This window comes from Pseudomonas sp. LBUM1647 (assembly GCF_059716175.1).
The window spans coordinates 3,805,210-3,820,464 of the sequence record NZ_CP166809.1; the positions used below are offsets into that span (position 1 = coordinate 3,805,210).

Genomic DNA, 15,255 nt, shown 5'->3' on the forward strand with positions numbered 1-15,255 from the left:
GTATTAGACGGACAGGCTGTAGCGACTCAGGTTGGTCAACAGATACGGATCATTGGCGATGGGCGGCCGGCGCCCCGGATCACCCAGGGCGTGACGCAAAAACTCCTGAGTGCGCTCGCTGGTGGGGTGCTGAAAGATTTGCGCGGCGCTGCCGTGCTCGACGATCACGCCGTTCTCGGTGAAATAGACGATGTCGCTGATTTCTTCGGCGAAGCGCATTTCGTGGGTGACCAGCACGCAGGTCATGCCCTCTTCGGTCAACTCGCGAATCACCGTCAGCACCTCGCCGACGGTTTCCGGATCGAGGGCCGAGGTCACCTCATCAAACAGAATCAGTTCCGGGCGCATCGCCAGGGCGCGGGCAATCGCCACCCGTTGTTGCTGACCGCCCGAGAGCTGGCCCGGATAGGTATCGGCCTTGTGTTCCATCCGCACCTTGGCCAACAAGGCGCGGGCGTCTTTCTCGGCTTCGATCCGGTTGCGACCCAGCACCTTGCGCGGGGCAATCACCAGGTTTTCCAGTACCGACAAATGCGGGAACAGGTTGTATTGCTGGAACACAAACCCGACACGCTTGCGCAACTCGATGCGCTGGGCTTCCTTAGCCTGCGTGTGAACCTCGGTCGTGCCAACACGGATGCTGCCGCGCTGGGGCTGCAACAGGCCGGTAATGCAGCGCAGGATGGTCGATTTGCCGGAGCCGGACGGGCCGATGATCGACACGGCCTGGCCGCGATGCACGTCAAGGTCGATGCCTTTGAGCACCGGGTTATTGCCAAACGACAGGTGCAGGTCGCGCAGACTGACCAGGGGCTCGGCGACGGTTTCAGTAGAAGGCATAACGTCGCTCCAGGCGTTGGGTGAGTCGGGAAATCGGGTAGCAATAGGCAAAGAACAGCACCAACAGGCTCAGGTAAATCACCACGGTGAAGCCGGTCATGTTCACGGTGTTGCTGGCGATTTGCGCGGTGTCGATCACGTCATGTACACCCACCAGGGACGCCAGCGCAGTGCCCATGGTGATCACCGCATACAGGTTCATCCACGGCGGCAACATGCGCTTGAAACACTGCGGCAGGATGATCGAACGGAAAATCTGCCCGCGGGTGAACGCCAGGGAACGTGCGGCTTCCCACTGGGTGCTAGGGATCGAGGCAATGGCGCCACGGAAGATTTCCGCGACATTGGCACTCGCCGGCAAGGCCAGGCCGAGGGTGACCTTGACCCAATCCGGGAAGGAGACATAGGCACTGCCGATGTGGATCTCGAACGGGAACACATAGGTGGTGAAATAGATCAGCACCAGCCAAGGCGCATTACGGAAAATCTGCACCCAGATCCTCGCTGGCAAACGCAGAAGTCGCAGTGGCGATAGCGCCAACGCGCCGACCAACAGCCCCAGCAACGACCCCAGACCGATGGCGACGAGGCTGATCAGAATGTTCTGGCCAAAGCCCACCGCCAGCGCCGGCGACCATTGCAGCAAGGCCTTGAACACCGGGCTTTGCGGGGCGAAATACACCAGCCACAGTACGACGCAAACCAACAACAGCAGCTTGCCGACATGTCGGCGCGGCCAGGCGAGCGGCGCGCTGACGGACGATTCAATGGCCATAGCCGGGCATCCTCAGGCGCGCTTCAAGGTAGCGCCCCACGCAATTGACGATAAAACTCAGCAGGCCGAAAAAGCTCAGGATCAGAATCATCAGCTCCAGCACGTTGTCGCTTTGGGTCCAGATCATGATCGCCGCGTAAGTGATGTCCCCCACGGCAATGGCCGAGGCCACGGCGGTCATCTTCACCAGGTCGATCAGGTTGTTGATCAGCGATGGCAAAGCAAAACGCAGGGCCAACGGCAGCTGCACATTCCACAGCAGCTGACGGCTGCTGAACGCCAGTGAACTGGCCGCTTCCAGCGTCACGGTCGGCACCGCCTCGATGCCGGCGCGCAAGGCTTCGGCATGGAATGCGCCCTTGTGCAACGAAATCACGATCACCACCCAGGCGAACGGTGTCAGCGGGTTGGCCGCGCCGACGGCCTGAGTCAGCAACATGTTCAGCACCAGGAAGGCGCAATACAGCTGCACCAGCGTCGGCGTGTTGCGGGTGACCTCGACAAATACTCGTGCCGGTTTCGCCAGCCAGGGTTTTCCAGAGGTCAGCATCGCCGCCAACCCGACACCGGCCAGCAAGCTGCCGACAATGGTGAACAGGCAAAGCAGCACCGTGGTCAACGCACCCTGCTCCAGGGTTCCGCGCTGGTAGGCGTCCAGCAGAAAACCGTAGTTCAGGCCCAACCCGGCGGTCCAGTGGACGAAAAGCTCCAGCCAATGGCTCATGGTTCGCCCCGCAATTGCACGCAGGCGTGAGCGATGCGACGCCCGGCTTCGACAACGCTGTCGGTCGCCGTGGCGATGGACAGGCGAAACCACGGCGACAAGCCATAAGCGCTGCCCGCCACACCGGCCACGCCCTCTTCCAGCAAATACGCCACGACATCGGCGTCACTGTTAAGGCATACGCCGTCCGGACGATAACGCCCCAGCAACCCGGCGCAGCGAACAAACACGAAGAAGCCGCCTTGGGGTTCCAGCACTTCAAGACCGTCCACGTTGCGTAAGGCGCTCACCAGTAAATCCCGACGCTGCTGATAGGCCGATACCTGTTCTGGCAAGAAATCCAGACCACCCTCGAAGGCCGCAAACGCAGCAGCCTGTCCTACCGAAGAGGCTCCCGACGTGGATTGCGATTGCACGACGGCCATTGCCGTCGTCAGCACTTGCGGCCCGGCACCGAAACCGATGCGCCACCCGGTCATGGCGTACGTCTTCGACACACCGCCCACCAGCAGGCAGCGCGACTGCAAGTCCGGCGCGACGTTGAGCAGGCTCTGCGCCGGATGACCGTCAAAGCGGATATGTTCGTAGAGTTCATCCAGCAGAATCAGCACCTGCGGATGGCGACGCAGCACCTCGGCCAAGGCTTGCAGCTCGGCCGCGCTGTACACCGCGCCGCTGGGGTTGCCGGGGCCGTTGAGGATCAGCCAGCGAGTCCGCTCGCCGATGTGTTGCTGCAGCTGTTCTGCGGTGAGCTTGCAGCCCTGCGCCAGTGCGCACTCGATAAACACCGGATCGCCGCCATTGAAGCGCACGCTGTCCGGGAATGACGGCCAGTACGGCGTCGGCACCAGCACTTCATCGCCGTCGTCGAGGGTCGCGGCGAAGGCATTGAAAATGATCTGCTTCGCCCCGTTGGCAATCACGATCGATTCCAGCGGATAGTCCAGACGGTTTTCCTGCTGGAGTTTGCGTTGCACCGCGACACGCAAGGCTTTTACTCCCGGCGTCGGGGTGTACTTGGTGGCACCGGCGGCGATGGCGGCATAAGCGGCCTGCTTGATGTGTTCGGGGGTGTCGAAATCCGGCTCGCCGGTGGTCAGGTCGAGGATGTCGCGACCGGCATCACGCAACGCCGTGGCTTGGGATTTCGCGGCGGCATTGGCCGACAGCGAGACGCGCTGAACGCGTTTGGACAGACGAAGCGTCATGACGGAACCACCTCCAATACCTTGCCCGGATTGAGCAGGTTTTTCGGGTCCAGCGCCTGCTTGATGCGGCGCATCAGGTCCAGCTCCACCGGGCTTTTGTAGCGCCCGAGCATGTCCCGTTTGCGCTGGCCGATGCCGTGTTCCGCGCTGATCGAACCGCCGTGGGCATGGGCGCTGTCGTGCACCAGCAAACTCAACGCCGCGTAATGGGCCATGTGCGCCTCGGCAGTCGAATCAAGCGGATGAGCAACGTTGTAGTGCAGGTTGCCGTCGCCCAAATGGCCGAACGTGAAATGGCGGACACCGGGAAAATTCGCCTGCAACAACGCATCGGTCTGGGCGACAAACGCCACGACCTGGGAAATCGGTACTGAAATATCGTGCTTCATGTTGCGACCGGCGCGCTTCTGCGCCTCGCTCATGTTTTCCCGCAGCAGCCACAGGGCTTCGCTTTGGGCCAGGCTTTCGGCGATCAACGCATCGACCAGCAACTCGCGCACGAAGGCCTCCCCCAGCACTTCTTCAAAGGCTTGGCGGGCATGGGCTTCGCTGTGGTTGTCGGACAGTTCCAACAGCGCAAACCAAGGCTGCACGGCGCCGAGAAAGGGTTGCGGACCTTCGGGAAATTGCTCGCGCAGCAGCGCGAGGCAGTCGGCACTGAGCAGTTCGAACGCGGTGAGGCTGGCACCGAAACCGGCGCGGGCATGGGACAGCAATTGCACTGCCTGGTCCAGGGAGTCGAAGGCCAAGAGTGCCGTCGCCTGAGCCTTGGGCAGCGGGAAGAGTTTCAAGGTCGCGGCGGTGATGATGCCGAGGGTGCCTTCACTGCCGATGAACAGGTCGCGCAGGTCGTAACCGGTGTTGTCCTTGCGCAAGCCGCGCAGGCCATTCCAGATTTCACCCTCGGCGGTGACCACTTCCAGGCCCAGGGTCAGCTCACGGGTATTGCCATAACGCAGCACCGCGGTGCCACCGGCATTGGTGCCCAGATTGCCGCCGATGGTGCAACTGCCTTCGGCGCCCAGACTCAGGGGAAACAGCCGGCCGGCGTCGCGCGCAACGTCCTGGACGGTTTGCAGAATGCAGCCCGCTTCGACGGTCAGGGTGTCGTTGTCGGTGTCCACCACCCGCACACGATTCAGCCGATCGAGCAGCAACAACACCGCTCGGCCGCTGGCATCCGGGGTCGCGCCGCCCATCAACCCGGTGTTGCCGCCCTGCACCACCACCGGCGTATCACTGGCCACGCACGCGCGAACCACGGCCGCGACTTCCTCGGTGTTCGCCGGATGCACCGCAGCGATGACCTGCCCGACATAACGGCCCTGTTTGTCGGTCAGGTAAGGCGCGGCTTCTTCACTGCTCTGCACATGACTGGGGCCGAGCAGTTGCTGCAACGCAACAAACAACGGCGAACTCATGGTTGCGACGCCAGGGGTGTCGCGTTGCGGTACTGCTCATGCAGATCACGCAATGCCTTGGACGGCGTCATGCCGGTGCGCTCGCCCAATTCGATCAGCCAGCCGCTGCGGTGCCAGTCGCGCACGATGGCGTCCAGTTTTGCCTGGGTATCGCGCTCACCTTTGCGCAGCCAGATCACCGAGTTCGACGGGATCAAATCACCCGGCAGCGGGATTTCATAATCAGCCCACTCGGCATCGCTCAACAACGCGTGCATGGTCGGACTGACATGCACCGCCGCCACGCAACCATTGCCGCGCAGCGACAACAACGATTCGGATTGGCTGCGGAACGCCTTGATCTCGGCGCCGTAGGTTTCCTGCAACGGTTTGATGAAGTTGCTGCCCTGGGACACGCACACCGGCTTGCCCTTGAGATCAGCCCATTGAGTCACGTCAGCGCCTTTGCGAATCAACGCGGCGCCGCCGACTTCTTCATAAGGCGTGGGTACGTAATCGAGAATCTCGCCGCGCTCTTCGGTGAACTGCATATTGGCGATTAGGATGTCGACCTTGCCCTGTTGCAGGAACTGCACGCGGTTGGGCGCCAGTACCGAAACGGTCTTCGCTTCGACGCCCAAAGCCTTGGCGATGCCCTTGGCCAGTTCAACGTTATAGCCCAAGTGTTCGCCAGTCTTCGGGTCGATGGTGCCGAATGGCGGACCACTGAGAATCACCCCGACACTGATGGCGTGGCGTTGCTCGATCTTGTCCAGCGTAGCATCGGCCTGGGCAAGGCTGGCGCCTAACGCGGCGGACCAGGCGAGGCAAAGCGTGGTCAGGGTTCTGACGGAAAAATATCGGTTCATGCACGACTACCTTGAACGACCGCCCGGCAAAAGGACGGTCTGTTGAAAACGATGAGGTGGAGAACCGGGGTCAGGCGCCGTTGGCCTGGAACTGTTTCTGCAGTTCCACCAGGGCGGGTGACGCGGGGGTGATGTGGTTGCGGGTCTGGGCCTCAATCAACCAGCCGCTGCGGTGCAGCTCCTTGACGATCGGGTCGAGCTTGGCCTGGGTATCGCTTTCTCCGGGGCGGGTCCAGATCACCGACGGCGCGGGGTTGAGTTCCGGCGTAAGCGCGCGATAGCCCTGCCATTCGGCGGTGCCGGCGAGCAGCGGATTGATCAGCGTGGCGTCATGCACGGCCGCGACGCAATTGTTGCCGCGCAGCGCCAGCAGGGATTCCGAGGAACTCTTGAAGGCTTTGATCTCGACGCCCAACTCGGTGAGCGGCTTGATGTAGCTGCTGCCCTGGGAGGTGCAGACCGGTTGGTTTTTCAGGTCTTCCCAACGGGTGATTTTGCTGTCCTTCAACACCGCTGCGGTTCCGCCTACGCGGTAGAACGGCGTCGGCACAAACCCGAGGATCTCGCCGCGTTCGGCGGTCCACTCCATGTTGGCAATCAGCAAATCGACTTTGCCCTGCTGCAAAAACTGCACGCGGTTGGCGGGCAATACCGGCACCAGCTGCACTTCGGCGCCCAGTTGCCGTCCCAGCTCCTGAGCGAGGTCAACATTCAAACCGCGCGGCTTTTGGGTCGTTGGATCAATCCCGCCAAACGGGCCGCCGGACAGCAATACACCGACCACCAGCACATGCCGTTGTTCGATCTTGTCCAGGGTTGCATCAGCCTGGGCACCGGTGCTGGCAACCAGCGAGATCAAGGCGCCCAGCATCACAGGCAACAATTGTTTTACGGCTGAGCACTTTTGCGGCATGGATCTTCCCCTGATGATTGATCGGCGTACCCCGACCTGATGTGGAGGCATCCTAGGTACAGCGTTGAAGTAACGGAAATTCAAATATCTAATATCGTTATAACTTCCCGTATTCACACCGAAGGCGTATTTCCATAAAGCCCGAATTTACTGGCACTCAAGATCTACCAAAGAAAAAAATCAGCAAAAATACATAAATAATCGTAATGTTTATGTTTTCAGCCTTGATATAAAAACAGCCCCGGAAATGCCCATGTCGACCTCACCCACCCTCGATCTCGAATTACTGCGCACCTTCATTGCCGTGGTTGATCACCACAGTTTTGCCGAGGCCGGCGCGCAACTGGCCCGCACGCAATCGTCGGTCACCCAACACATGCAACGCCTGGAACAGCAAGTGGGGGTGAGCCTGTTCGAAAAGCGCGGACGGCAAAAGCAACTCACCGAACCCGGCTTGCAGTTGCTGCGTCATGCCCGGCAGATGCTGTCGCTCAACGACGAGGCGCTGAACTCGCTGCGTGAAAGCAGCTTGAGTGGTGTGTTGCGCATCGGTTCGCCCCACGATATTGCCGACACCATCCTGCCGCCGATCCTCAGCCACATCGCCCGCTCGGCACCACGCTTGCGCCTGGAGATCGATGTCGGGCGCAGCCCGTTTCTGATGGACGACTTGCACCGGGGCAAGGTCGACATGGTGATTTCCACCCGCCAGGACTCGAGCCTGGAAGGCTTCGCCTTACGCACTTCGCCGGTGTGGTGGATCTGCTCGGCGCGGTACATTCACAACCCCGGCGAACCGCTGCCACTGATCCTCGTGGATGAACCAAGCATCTACCGGCGCTATGCCCTGGAAGCACTGGAACGCGCCAACATCAGTTGGCGCCAGGCGTACCTGGCGTCGAATCTGATTGGCATCAAGGCCGCGACCCGCGCGGGTCTGGGTGTCACCCCCAGAAGCATGGAGATGCTCGGTCCAGACATGCGCGTGCTGGGTGAAAATGACGGATTGCCGCGACTGCCGGACGTGACCTACTACCTGTGGATCAGGCCCAACACCGCGAACTTGATTGCCCGAAAGGCCTATGACTTGATTCGTGCGAGCCAGGGGTTGTCCTTTTCCTGACGTGAGCGGCTCCGCGGATTCAAGCCCTGGCCATTTCAGAGTTTGGCGATCGAGACCTCCGTGGATTTGACGAAGGCAATCACCTCGCTCCCCACTTTCAACTCCAGATCGCGCACTGAACGGGTGGTAATCACCGAGGTGACGATGCCGGAGGCGGTTTGCACATCGATTTCGGAGACCACTTCGCCTGTCACAATTTCCTTGATGACACCCTTGAATTGGTTGCGGACGTTGATCGCTTTGATGGTCATGATGAGGCTTCCTGTCTGATGTCGAATACATCCGCACGGATGTGCAGGCCTTCAAAATGAACCTCACGAACAAATATTAAAAGGAATAAATATCGATTTGCTTATTCCTATATCGAATATAAAGTCCGCCCCAGCATTTACCACAACGCCACGGTATAGCTGGCGATCACGCGGTTCTCATCCAGGTCATTACCGAAGTTCGAGCGCACCGACGCGTTGCGCCATTTGAGGCCGAGCCCTTTCAACGAACCGTCCTGCACCACGTAAGCGATATCGGTGTTGCGCTCCCATTCCTTGCCTTCACCCGGCGCAGTGCGTTGCACATTGTCGCCAGAGATGTAGCGCGTCATGAAGGTCAACCCCGGCACACCGAGTGCGGCAAAGTTGAAGTCGTAGCGCGCTTGCCAGGAATGTTCGTCGATGTTGGCGAAGTCACCGATTTGCACGAAGTTGACCAGGTACGGATCGCTGCGCCCGATATACGGAAACGGATCGTCGCCGCTCATGCGCTGATAGCCAAAGCCCAGCGCATGACCGCCCAGGCTGTAGGTGAACAACGCACCGAAGGCCTGGTTATCGATATCTCGAAAGTTGCCGTCTTCGGTGCTGCGCGCATAGCGTACGTCGCTCTTGAGCGACTGGCCGGAGCCCAGGTCCAGCGCGTGCACAAGCCCGAGGTAATTTTGCTGGTAGATGTTTTCCAGCTTGCCGTAGCGGTATTGGGTCGTCAGGTTCGGCAACCATTGATAGTCCACCCCGGCAAACTGGAACTTGTCACTCTGCCCGCCGATGCGGTTGGCGGTCATGTCTTGATAGTCGGTGGAGTCGACAAAATTGATCTGCGTGAGCTGACCGGCCGTGAGCTTCAAACGATCGATTTCCTGCACATTCACCAGGCCACCCTTGAACGTTCCCGGCAGCAGGCGGGTATCGTTGGAATTCACCACCGGGTCCTTGAAAAACGGCTGCGATGAAATTCAGGGCCACTTTTTCAGCAGAGCGGTCAGCGCAGAGGAAATCAGTCTGTTACTGCGTACGCCCCGGTTCCCGCAACCAAGCCGTATTGCGAGCCCTGACTCGGCAAGGCGAAAACGCCATGTAAAACGCCCAAGCAGTCCAATGCCCGGGCATTAATACTGCGCAGAGCCCATCCCCAACTTTTCAACAGCGAAATCGTGACGTTGCCGATCGGCGCCAGCGCAGCATAAAGGACTTCCGAAGTTGGCGAGCAGTTGAGCGCGCTACCGCCCGTCGAATGAGGGCCAGCCCGCATTATCGGCGCGGATACCGCGGCTACGCTTCACTGGCAAGTGCTACATCTACCTACGCCCCGCAGTTCTGAGCGTGACCATCGAACTCAAACAGTTCCGAATGGAGCAAAGAGCTATGCGTCCCTTCAAGTTGATCGCTTTCCTTCCCGTTGCGATTGTCGGCACCTTGCTGGCATCGGCACCCGTGTTTGCGGAGCAAGTTACCGGCACGCTGGGTACGCCCAGTGCCACCATCAGTATCAGCGGTGCGCAACTGCCCCCACCCGATCCGAAGTTTGGCGGCGTCATTCAGGACGACGCCTTGCATTCCAAACCGTGGTGGGCTCCACGCGTGGTTCCGCCGAAAGGGGCGCCCAACGTGCTGTTGATCATCACCGACGACGCCGGCTTTGGCGTGCCCAGCACCTTCGGTGGCGTCATTCCGACACCGACAATGGATCGCATCGCGCAGCAAGGGCTGCGCTTCAACCGGACCTTCTCCACGGCGCTGTGCTCGCCGACTCGGGCCGCGCTGATCACCGGGCGCAATCACCACTCGGCGGGCTTCGGTGTGATCTCGGAGCAGTCGACCGGCTTCCCGGGCTACAACAGCATCATCGACCGGGACAAGGCGACTATCGGGCGCATCCTGCGTGACAACGGCTACTCCACCTCCTGGTTCGGCAAGGACCACAACACACCAGTCTTCGCTGCCAGCCAGGCCGGGCCATTCGATCAATGGCCAACCGGCATGGGCTTTGAGTACTTTTACGGCTTCGTCGGTGGCGATTCCAATCAATGGGAGCCAAACCTGTTCCGCAATACGACCCAAATCTATCCGTTCCTTGGCAAGTCGCCCGGCACCTGGAACCTGGTCACGGCCATGGCCGATGACGCGATCGACTGGATGACACGCATCCATCAGATCGACCCCAACAAACCGTTTTTCATCAAGTACGCGCCCGGCGCCACGCACGCGCCGCACCACCCCACCAAGGAGTGGGTCGACAAAATCAGCCAGATGAAGCTCTTCGACGAGGGGTGGAACAAAGTGCGCGAGCGCATCTTCGAAAACCAGAAGCGCCTGGGGGTGGTGCCGAAAGATGCCCAGTTGCCACCGTGGCCGAAAGAGGTGCTGAAGGAGTGGGACCAACTGACGGCCGAGGAGCAGAAGCTCTATATCCGTCAAGTTGAGGTCTTCGCCGCCTATGTCGCCTACAGCGACAGTGAGATCGGCCGCGTCGTCCAGGCAGTCGAGGATCTGGGCAAGCTCGACAATACGTTGATCATCTATATCAACGGCGACAACGGCACCAGTGCCGAGGGGGGACCACTTGGCACCCCCAACGAAGTCGCCTTTTTCAACGGCATCAGTGTGCCGGTTGCGGAACAAATGAAGTACTACGACGTGTGGGGCACCGATAAAACCTATAACCACATGTCGGCCGGCTGGTCCTGGACCTTCGACACACCGTTTTCCTGGTTCAAGCAAAATGCCTCACAGCTCGGCGGCATCAATCAGAACATGGCGGTGTCATGGCCGGCGCGGATCAAGGACAAGGGCGGCCTGCGCGAGCAGTTCGTGCATGTGATTGATGTGGTGCCAACGATCCTTGAGGCGGCCGGCATCCAAGCGCCCGACACGGTGGATGGCATCCAGCAGAAACCGATCGAAGGGACGAGCTTTGCCTACACCTTCGACGCGAAGAATGCCAAGGTGCCGTCGCAGCACACGACGCAATACTTCGAAATGATGGGCCAGTGGGCCCTGTACAAGGACGGCTGGTTTCTGAGCACGAAGGTCAATCGTGCGCCGTGGGAAGCCTTTGGCCCGGCCAACACGGATCCGTTGAACAACCAGGTGCTTGAGCTCTTCAACCTGAACACCGACTTCAACCAGACCGATAACCTCGCGGCCGCGAACCAGGAGAAGGTCAAAGAGATGAAGCAGATGTTCATCGCCGAGGCCAAGAAGTACCAGGTTTTGCCGCTGGACGCCTCCGTGGGTGCGCGCATCATTGCGCCGCGCCCAAACATCACCGCCGGACGCACGGAGTTCGTCTATACGAAGCCGATGACCGGATTGCCGCAGGGCGACTCGCCGCTGTTGCTAAACACCTCCTACACGATCAGCGCCGACATTGAAGTACCGCAGGGTGGTGCCGAGGGCATGATCCTTACGTCTGGAGGACGGTTCTCGGGGTATGGTTTCTACCTGCTGAAGGGTAAACCGGTGTTCTTGTGGAACCTGATTGATCTGCAACGCGTGAAGTGGGAAAGCACTGAGGCGCTACCGCCGGGCCGGCACACGATTGAGTTTGACTTCAAGTACGAAGGGATTGGTGTGGGCACGCTCGAGTTCAACGACTTCAGCGGCCTCGCCCAGCCCGGCACTGGCACGTTAAAGGTGGATAACAAGGTGGTCGCCACACAACGTATGGAGCGCACGCTGCCGATGATCCTGCAGTGGGACGAGGCGTTCGACATCGGTTCCGACACACTGACCGGCGTGAACGATGCGGACTACCAGCCGCCGTTCCCACTGACGGCCAAACTCAACCAGCTGACGATCAAGGTCAATCGCCCGCAGTTGTCACCCGAGGACATCAAGAAGTTGCAGGCTGCGATGGAGGAGAAGGCAAAGCAGGATTGAGCCCGCGTCGGGTGTGAGGAGCGCAGACGGTGCCTGCCTGGGCGCAGATTTCACCCGTGGTCAAAGGGTTAGCAATAGTCACAACCTACAGAAACCAAGGGGAGCGCAAATGCTTAACAGGAAACGGCGATTGGGCATCGCTTTAGTCGCAGTCGGGATAGTGTCTGCCGGCCTGGCTTTTGCGGCGTACCAGCACATTCGCGGTCCGTCGCCTTTGACCCTCGGTGTTGGGGAAAATGGCCCCGTGGGTATGGTCTGGCTGCCTGCGGGTGAATTTTTGATGGGCAGCGATCATAAGCAGGCGCGACCCAACGAGGGGCCGGCTCACAAGGTTCGACTCGACGGCTATTGGATCGACCGCTACGACGTCACCAATGCTGATTTCGCCCGTTTCATTTCTGAAACGCATTACATCACCACCGCAGAACGCAAACCCGAATGGGAAGACCTGAAGGTACAACTTCCGCCGGGTACTCCAGAGCCGGACGACAGTGTCATGGTACCTGGGGCATTGGTTTTCGTAGGCACAGACAGACCAATCCCTCTGAATGACTTCAGTCAGTGGTGGGCATTTGTCCAGGGGGCCGACTGGCGCCACCCGTTGGGCCCCGACAGTACAATCGAGGGCAAGGAAACCCATCCAGTTGTTCAGGTTTCACGCGAGGATGCACAGGCGTATGCAGCATGGGCTCATAAGCGCCTGCTGACCGAAGCTGAATGGGAATACGCCGCCAGAGGCGGACTGGAACAAGCGAACTATGCGTGGGGGAATGATTTTTCGCCTGGTGGAGAAAAGATGGCAAACACCTGGGATGAGATACAACCCTTTCCCGTTACCGGGTCCAGCAATAAATTCAAGATAGGCACCAAACCGGTAGGCAGTTACAGACCTAACGCCTATGGGCTATACGACATGTCCGGGAACGTTTGGCAGTGGGTCGCCGATTGGTACCGTGCTGATGCGTTTAAAGTTGGACTGAAACTGAATTCGACAGGCGAAGTAGCGGTTAACCCGGTGGGGCCAGCTGAGAGCTACGACCCAGAACTCGGAGTAACGGCCAACGCACCACAGCGCGTGATTCGAGGGGGCTCTTTTCTGTGTAGCGACAGCTATTGCACGAGCTTTCGAACCAGTGCCAGGCAAGGTGCGGATCCTATGAATTCCATGTCCCATCTCGGCTTTCGCTTGGCGATGAGTAATGACCAATGGGAAAAGAACCAGACTCAGCTACGCGCTGCGCCAGGACACTGATATGAACTTCAGCTGGGTCACCCTCAGGCTCGGGACATGCCGGTGGATCAGACAAAAACCTTGTCCGGCGATCGAACCTCGGACTAGTTCGGCAATGTCAGGATTCATGCGCTCACGGGCAACATGACCTGATGTTTCTGAAGTTGTATTGACGACAAATACGACTTAATCCAAGGAGCACAAAGCACCATGAACATGTCCCGAAAATTGCTCGTCGGTGCCGCTCTGACCGGGGTTCTACTCGGCGGTTGCACGTCGAAAGTCACCGAGCGTGAGCAGTACTCCGGTTACCTGTCCAAATACAACAACCTTCAAGAAATTTCCACCCCCAGCGGCGGCACGGCGATGCGTTGGGTGAGCCCGTCGTGGAACCCGAATGCGTATGACACGGTGGTGTTCAACCGGCTGGAACTCTATCCGGCACCTAAGCCCAATGAGCGGGTCAACCAGCAGACACTTGACGATATCCAGAACTACATGACCACAAAGGCCAAAGGAGTGCTAGGCCAGAAATACCGGCTGGTATCCACTACGGACGCAGCACCGGCCGGCTCTAAACCCTTGATTCTCCGAGCGGCCATCACCGGGGTAACAGCTTCGAACGAAGGCATGAAGTGGTATGAAATAGTTCCGGTCGCTGCCGTGGTCGGGGCGACACAAGCAGCCACCGGTCACCGGGACCAAGACACTAACTTGTTCATCGAAGCCGAGTTTATTGACGCAAACACCAATCAAACCGTTGCCAAGGTGGTGCGCAAGGTGTTCGGCACCCAGCTTTCGAATGAAAGCGAGAAAATCACCACCCAGGACTTCAAGGCCGCAATCGACAAATTGAATGCCGACCTGTGGGCATTCATCCGCAGTTGAGCCCTGCATACAACCGCCAACACCCGTTGGCGGTTGAAAAAACCTCAACCGGAGGGCAGCTGACATGTCGGCTCATTCATCGCTTAGATACGAAAAATTTCAAATGCCATTACTCTGCGCCGCCCTCCTCACCAGCGTGCTCGCGCTGAGCGCTTGCGCGACGGTTGACGCCCAGACGACTGCTTACGTTGGGGTTGAACATCCTGCACCGACTCTGGCCAGCGAGGTCCAGGTATTACGGGTAGAACCCACCCGGCCCAACGTACGGCTGGGTGAGATCCTGATCGATGCCAGTGTCGATCCAGCGCCGCCCATCACACAAGTTGAACAGAAACTGCGTGAACAGGCCGCCACACTGGGTGCAGACGCAGTCGTCGTCGTTTATGACCACATTCAGCCAGTGGCTGCGTACGTTTCCGGGCCGCTATGGAACCGGGACATAGAAACGATTCAGGGACGAAAACTCAAAGGCATTGCCATCCGATATCAATAATGAGGTGCACAGAAATGAAAACAATCTTGTCTTGGATGACGCTTACGTTGGTGGCTGTGCTGATCAGTGCCTGCTCCACCGTGGGATCAACCGATGGTGGTGCCGGTGAAATCGAGATTCGCTCAGGGAAGATCGAGCAGATATCGCTGACGCAGATGCAGACCAATCACGACAGTGGCGTCGGCGCTGTTCTCGGTGGCCTTGGCGGTCTCGGTATCGGTAGCCTGATCGGTCGTGGCACCGGACGCGACGTCGCCATGGTTGCGGGCGCTCTCGCTGGCGCTGTCGGCGGCAATTACGTGGAGAAGAAAAAATACGACCAACCGATAGAAGCGCAACAGATCATCGTGCGGGTCAAAAGTGGTGTGCTGGTATTGGTTACCCAGCCGATCAATCCATCCCTCGGTAAAGGCATGAATGTTTACATCCAAGGCTCAGGTAATGACGCTCGAGTGGTACCGCAAGGCGGTTAAAGCTCACTTAGGTCTTCGGTACTACTCCGACCAAAAATGCTTTCAACTGACTCGCGATTCGAAGGCGACGCGAGCCTTTCTCACGACGGCAGGAATTCCAAGGTGATTCGATGCGCATTTTTCTCTTATGAGCCATATAGCTATCGGACTCATCGCCTTCGTCG

The 15,255-nt window shown here is 59.2% G+C and carries 14 protein-coding genes and 1 pseudogene; 6 read left to right on the forward strand and 9 right to left on the reverse strand.

Annotated elements, in window-relative coordinates; translation table 11 throughout:
- Positions 1-3: 3 nt before the first annotated feature.
- The 7 genes from ACA059_RS17335 to ACA059_RS17365 form a co-directional block, all read right to left on the reverse strand.
- The gene (locus tag ACA059_RS17335; protein WP_497630249.1) at positions 4-840 is read right to left on the reverse strand and encodes an amino acid ABC transporter ATP-binding protein; all 837 of its coding nucleotides are present in this window, start codon (positions 838-840) and stop codon (positions 4-6) included.
- Positions 827-1,615: an amino acid ABC transporter permease gene (locus ACA059_RS17340; protein ID WP_497630250.1), complete on the reverse strand. Its 789-nt coding sequence runs from the start codon at positions 1,613-1,615 to the stop codon at positions 827-829. The genes ACA059_RS17335 and ACA059_RS17340 overlap by 14 nt, the downstream gene beginning before the upstream one ends.
- Complete coding sequence (locus ACA059_RS17345) at positions 1,605-2,339, reverse strand: amino acid ABC transporter permease (protein WP_497630252.1); 735 nt, start codon at positions 2,337-2,339, stop codon at positions 1,605-1,607. Before ACA059_RS17345 ends, ACA059_RS17340 begins: the two co-directional genes overlap by 11 nt.
- Positions 2,336-3,547 (reverse strand): aminotransferase class I/II-fold pyridoxal phosphate-dependent enzyme, encoded by a 1,212-nt coding sequence (locus tag ACA059_RS17350; RefSeq protein ID WP_497630253.1) that lies wholly within the window; start codon positions 3,545-3,547, stop codon positions 2,336-2,338. The genes ACA059_RS17345 and ACA059_RS17350 overlap by 4 nt, the downstream gene beginning before the upstream one ends.
- Positions 3,544-4,968: an FAD-binding oxidoreductase gene (locus ACA059_RS17355; RefSeq protein ID WP_497630254.1), complete on the reverse strand. Its 1,425-nt coding sequence runs from the start codon at positions 4,966-4,968 to the stop codon at positions 3,544-3,546. The genes ACA059_RS17350 and ACA059_RS17355 overlap by 4 nt, the downstream gene beginning before the upstream one ends.
- Positions 4,965-5,816 (reverse strand): transporter substrate-binding domain-containing protein, encoded by an 852-nt coding sequence (locus ACA059_RS17360; RefSeq protein ID WP_497630255.1) that lies wholly within the window; start codon positions 5,814-5,816, stop codon positions 4,965-4,967. The genes ACA059_RS17355 and ACA059_RS17360 overlap by 4 nt, the downstream gene beginning before the upstream one ends.
- A gap of 70 nt (positions 5,817-5,886) precedes the next feature.
- On the reverse strand, positions 5,887-6,729 hold the full coding sequence (locus ACA059_RS17365; protein WP_497630256.1) for a transporter substrate-binding domain-containing protein: 843 nt from the start codon (positions 6,727-6,729) through the stop codon (positions 5,887-5,889).
- 253 nt (positions 6,730-6,982) lie between these two features.
- Between ACA059_RS17365 and ACA059_RS17370 the strand changes: the two genes are divergently transcribed.
- Positions 6,983-7,852, forward strand: coding sequence for a LysR substrate-binding domain-containing protein (locus ACA059_RS17370; protein ID WP_497630257.1), 870 nt, complete (start codon positions 6,983-6,985; stop codon positions 7,850-7,852).
- A 35-nt stretch (positions 7,853-7,887) separates the two neighbouring features.
- On the opposite strand, the gene ACA059_RS17375 is transcribed toward ACA059_RS17370, so the two are convergent.
- Positions 7,888-8,103 (reverse strand): TOBE domain-containing protein, encoded by a 216-nt coding sequence (locus ACA059_RS17375; RefSeq protein WP_008145745.1) that lies wholly within the window; start codon positions 8,101-8,103, stop codon positions 7,888-7,890.
- A gap of 137 nt (positions 8,104-8,240) precedes the next feature.
- Positions 8,241-9,059, reverse strand: a pseudogene (locus ACA059_RS17380) (OprD family outer membrane porin); the annotation flags it as partial.
- Positions 9,060-9,489: 430 nt separating this feature from the next.
- Here ACA059_RS17380 and ACA059_RS17385 point away from each other — a divergent pair.
- The 5 genes from ACA059_RS17385 (at position 9,490) to ACA059_RS17405 (ending at position 15,091) form a co-directional block, all read left to right on the forward strand.
- Positions 9,490-12,006: an arylsulfatase gene (locus ACA059_RS17385; RefSeq protein WP_497630258.1), complete on the forward strand. Its 2,517-nt coding sequence runs from the start codon at positions 9,490-9,492 to the stop codon at positions 12,004-12,006.
- 130 nt (positions 12,007-12,136) lie between these two features.
- Positions 12,137-13,258 carry a formylglycine-generating enzyme family protein gene (locus ACA059_RS17390; RefSeq protein ID WP_497630259.1) on the forward strand — a complete coding sequence of 374 codons (1,122 nt, stop codon included), beginning with the start codon at positions 12,137-12,139 and terminating at the stop codon, positions 13,256-13,258.
- A 189-nt stretch (positions 13,259-13,447) separates the two neighbouring features.
- Positions 13,448-14,125, forward strand: a complete 678-nt coding sequence (locus tag ACA059_RS17395; protein ID WP_497630260.1) for a DUF3313 domain-containing protein — start codon at positions 13,448-13,450, stop codon at positions 14,123-14,125.
- 64 nt (positions 14,126-14,189) lie between these two features.
- On the forward strand, positions 14,190-14,618 hold the full coding sequence (locus ACA059_RS17400) for a hypothetical protein (protein WP_497630261.1): 429 nt from the start codon (positions 14,190-14,192) through the stop codon (positions 14,616-14,618).
- A gap of 14 nt (positions 14,619-14,632) precedes the next feature.
- On the forward strand, positions 14,633-15,091 hold the full coding sequence (locus ACA059_RS17405; protein WP_497630262.1) for a glycine zipper 2TM domain-containing protein: 459 nt from the start codon (positions 14,633-14,635) through the stop codon (positions 15,089-15,091).
- The last annotated feature ends 164 nt before the right edge of the window (positions 15,092-15,255 follow it).

Excerpts from the sequence above, each read along its gene's own strand:
- ACA059_RS17335 (WP_497630249.1), bottom strand. The coding sequence starts at position 840 with ATGCCTTCTACTGAAACCGTCGCCGAGCCCCTGGTCAGTCTGCGCGAC.
- ACA059_RS17340 (WP_497630250.1), bottom strand. The coding sequence starts at position 1,615 with ATGGCCATTGAATCGTCCGTCAGCGCGCCGCTCGCCTGGCCGCGCCGA.
- ACA059_RS17345 (WP_497630252.1), bottom strand. The coding sequence starts at position 2,339 with ATGAGCCATTGGCTGGAGCTTTTCGTCCACTGGACCGCCGGGTTGGGC.
- ACA059_RS17350 (WP_497630253.1), bottom strand. The coding sequence starts at position 3,547 with ATGACGCTTCGTCTGTCCAAACGCGTTCAGCGCGTCTCGCTGTCGGCC.
- ACA059_RS17355 (WP_497630254.1), bottom strand. The coding sequence starts at position 4,968 with ATGAGTTCGCCGTTGTTTGTTGCGTTGCAGCAACTGCTCGGCCCCAGT.
- ACA059_RS17360 (WP_497630255.1), bottom strand. The coding sequence starts at position 5,816 with ATGAACCGATATTTTTCCGTCAGAACCCTGACCACGCTTTGCCTCGCC.
- ACA059_RS17365 (WP_497630256.1), bottom strand. The coding sequence starts at position 6,729 with ATGCCGCAAAAGTGCTCAGCCGTAAAACAATTGTTGCCTGTGATGCTG.
- ACA059_RS17370 (WP_497630257.1), top strand. The coding sequence starts at position 6,983 with ATGTCGACCTCACCCACCCTCGATCTCGAATTACTGCGCACCTTCATT.
- ACA059_RS17375 (WP_008145745.1), bottom strand. The coding sequence starts at position 8,103 with ATGACCATCAAAGCGATCAACGTCCGCAACCAATTCAAGGGTGTCATC.
- ACA059_RS17385 (WP_497630258.1), top strand. The coding sequence starts at position 9,490 with ATGCGTCCCTTCAAGTTGATCGCTTTCCTTCCCGTTGCGATTGTCGGC.
- ACA059_RS17395 (WP_497630260.1), top strand. The coding sequence starts at position 13,448 with ATGAACATGTCCCGAAAATTGCTCGTCGGTGCCGCTCTGACCGGGGTT.
- ACA059_RS17400 (WP_497630261.1), top strand. The coding sequence starts at position 14,190 with ATGTCGGCTCATTCATCGCTTAGATACGAAAAATTTCAAATGCCATTA.
- ACA059_RS17405 (WP_497630262.1), top strand. The coding sequence starts at position 14,633 with ATGAAAACAATCTTGTCTTGGATGACGCTTACGTTGGTGGCTGTGCTG.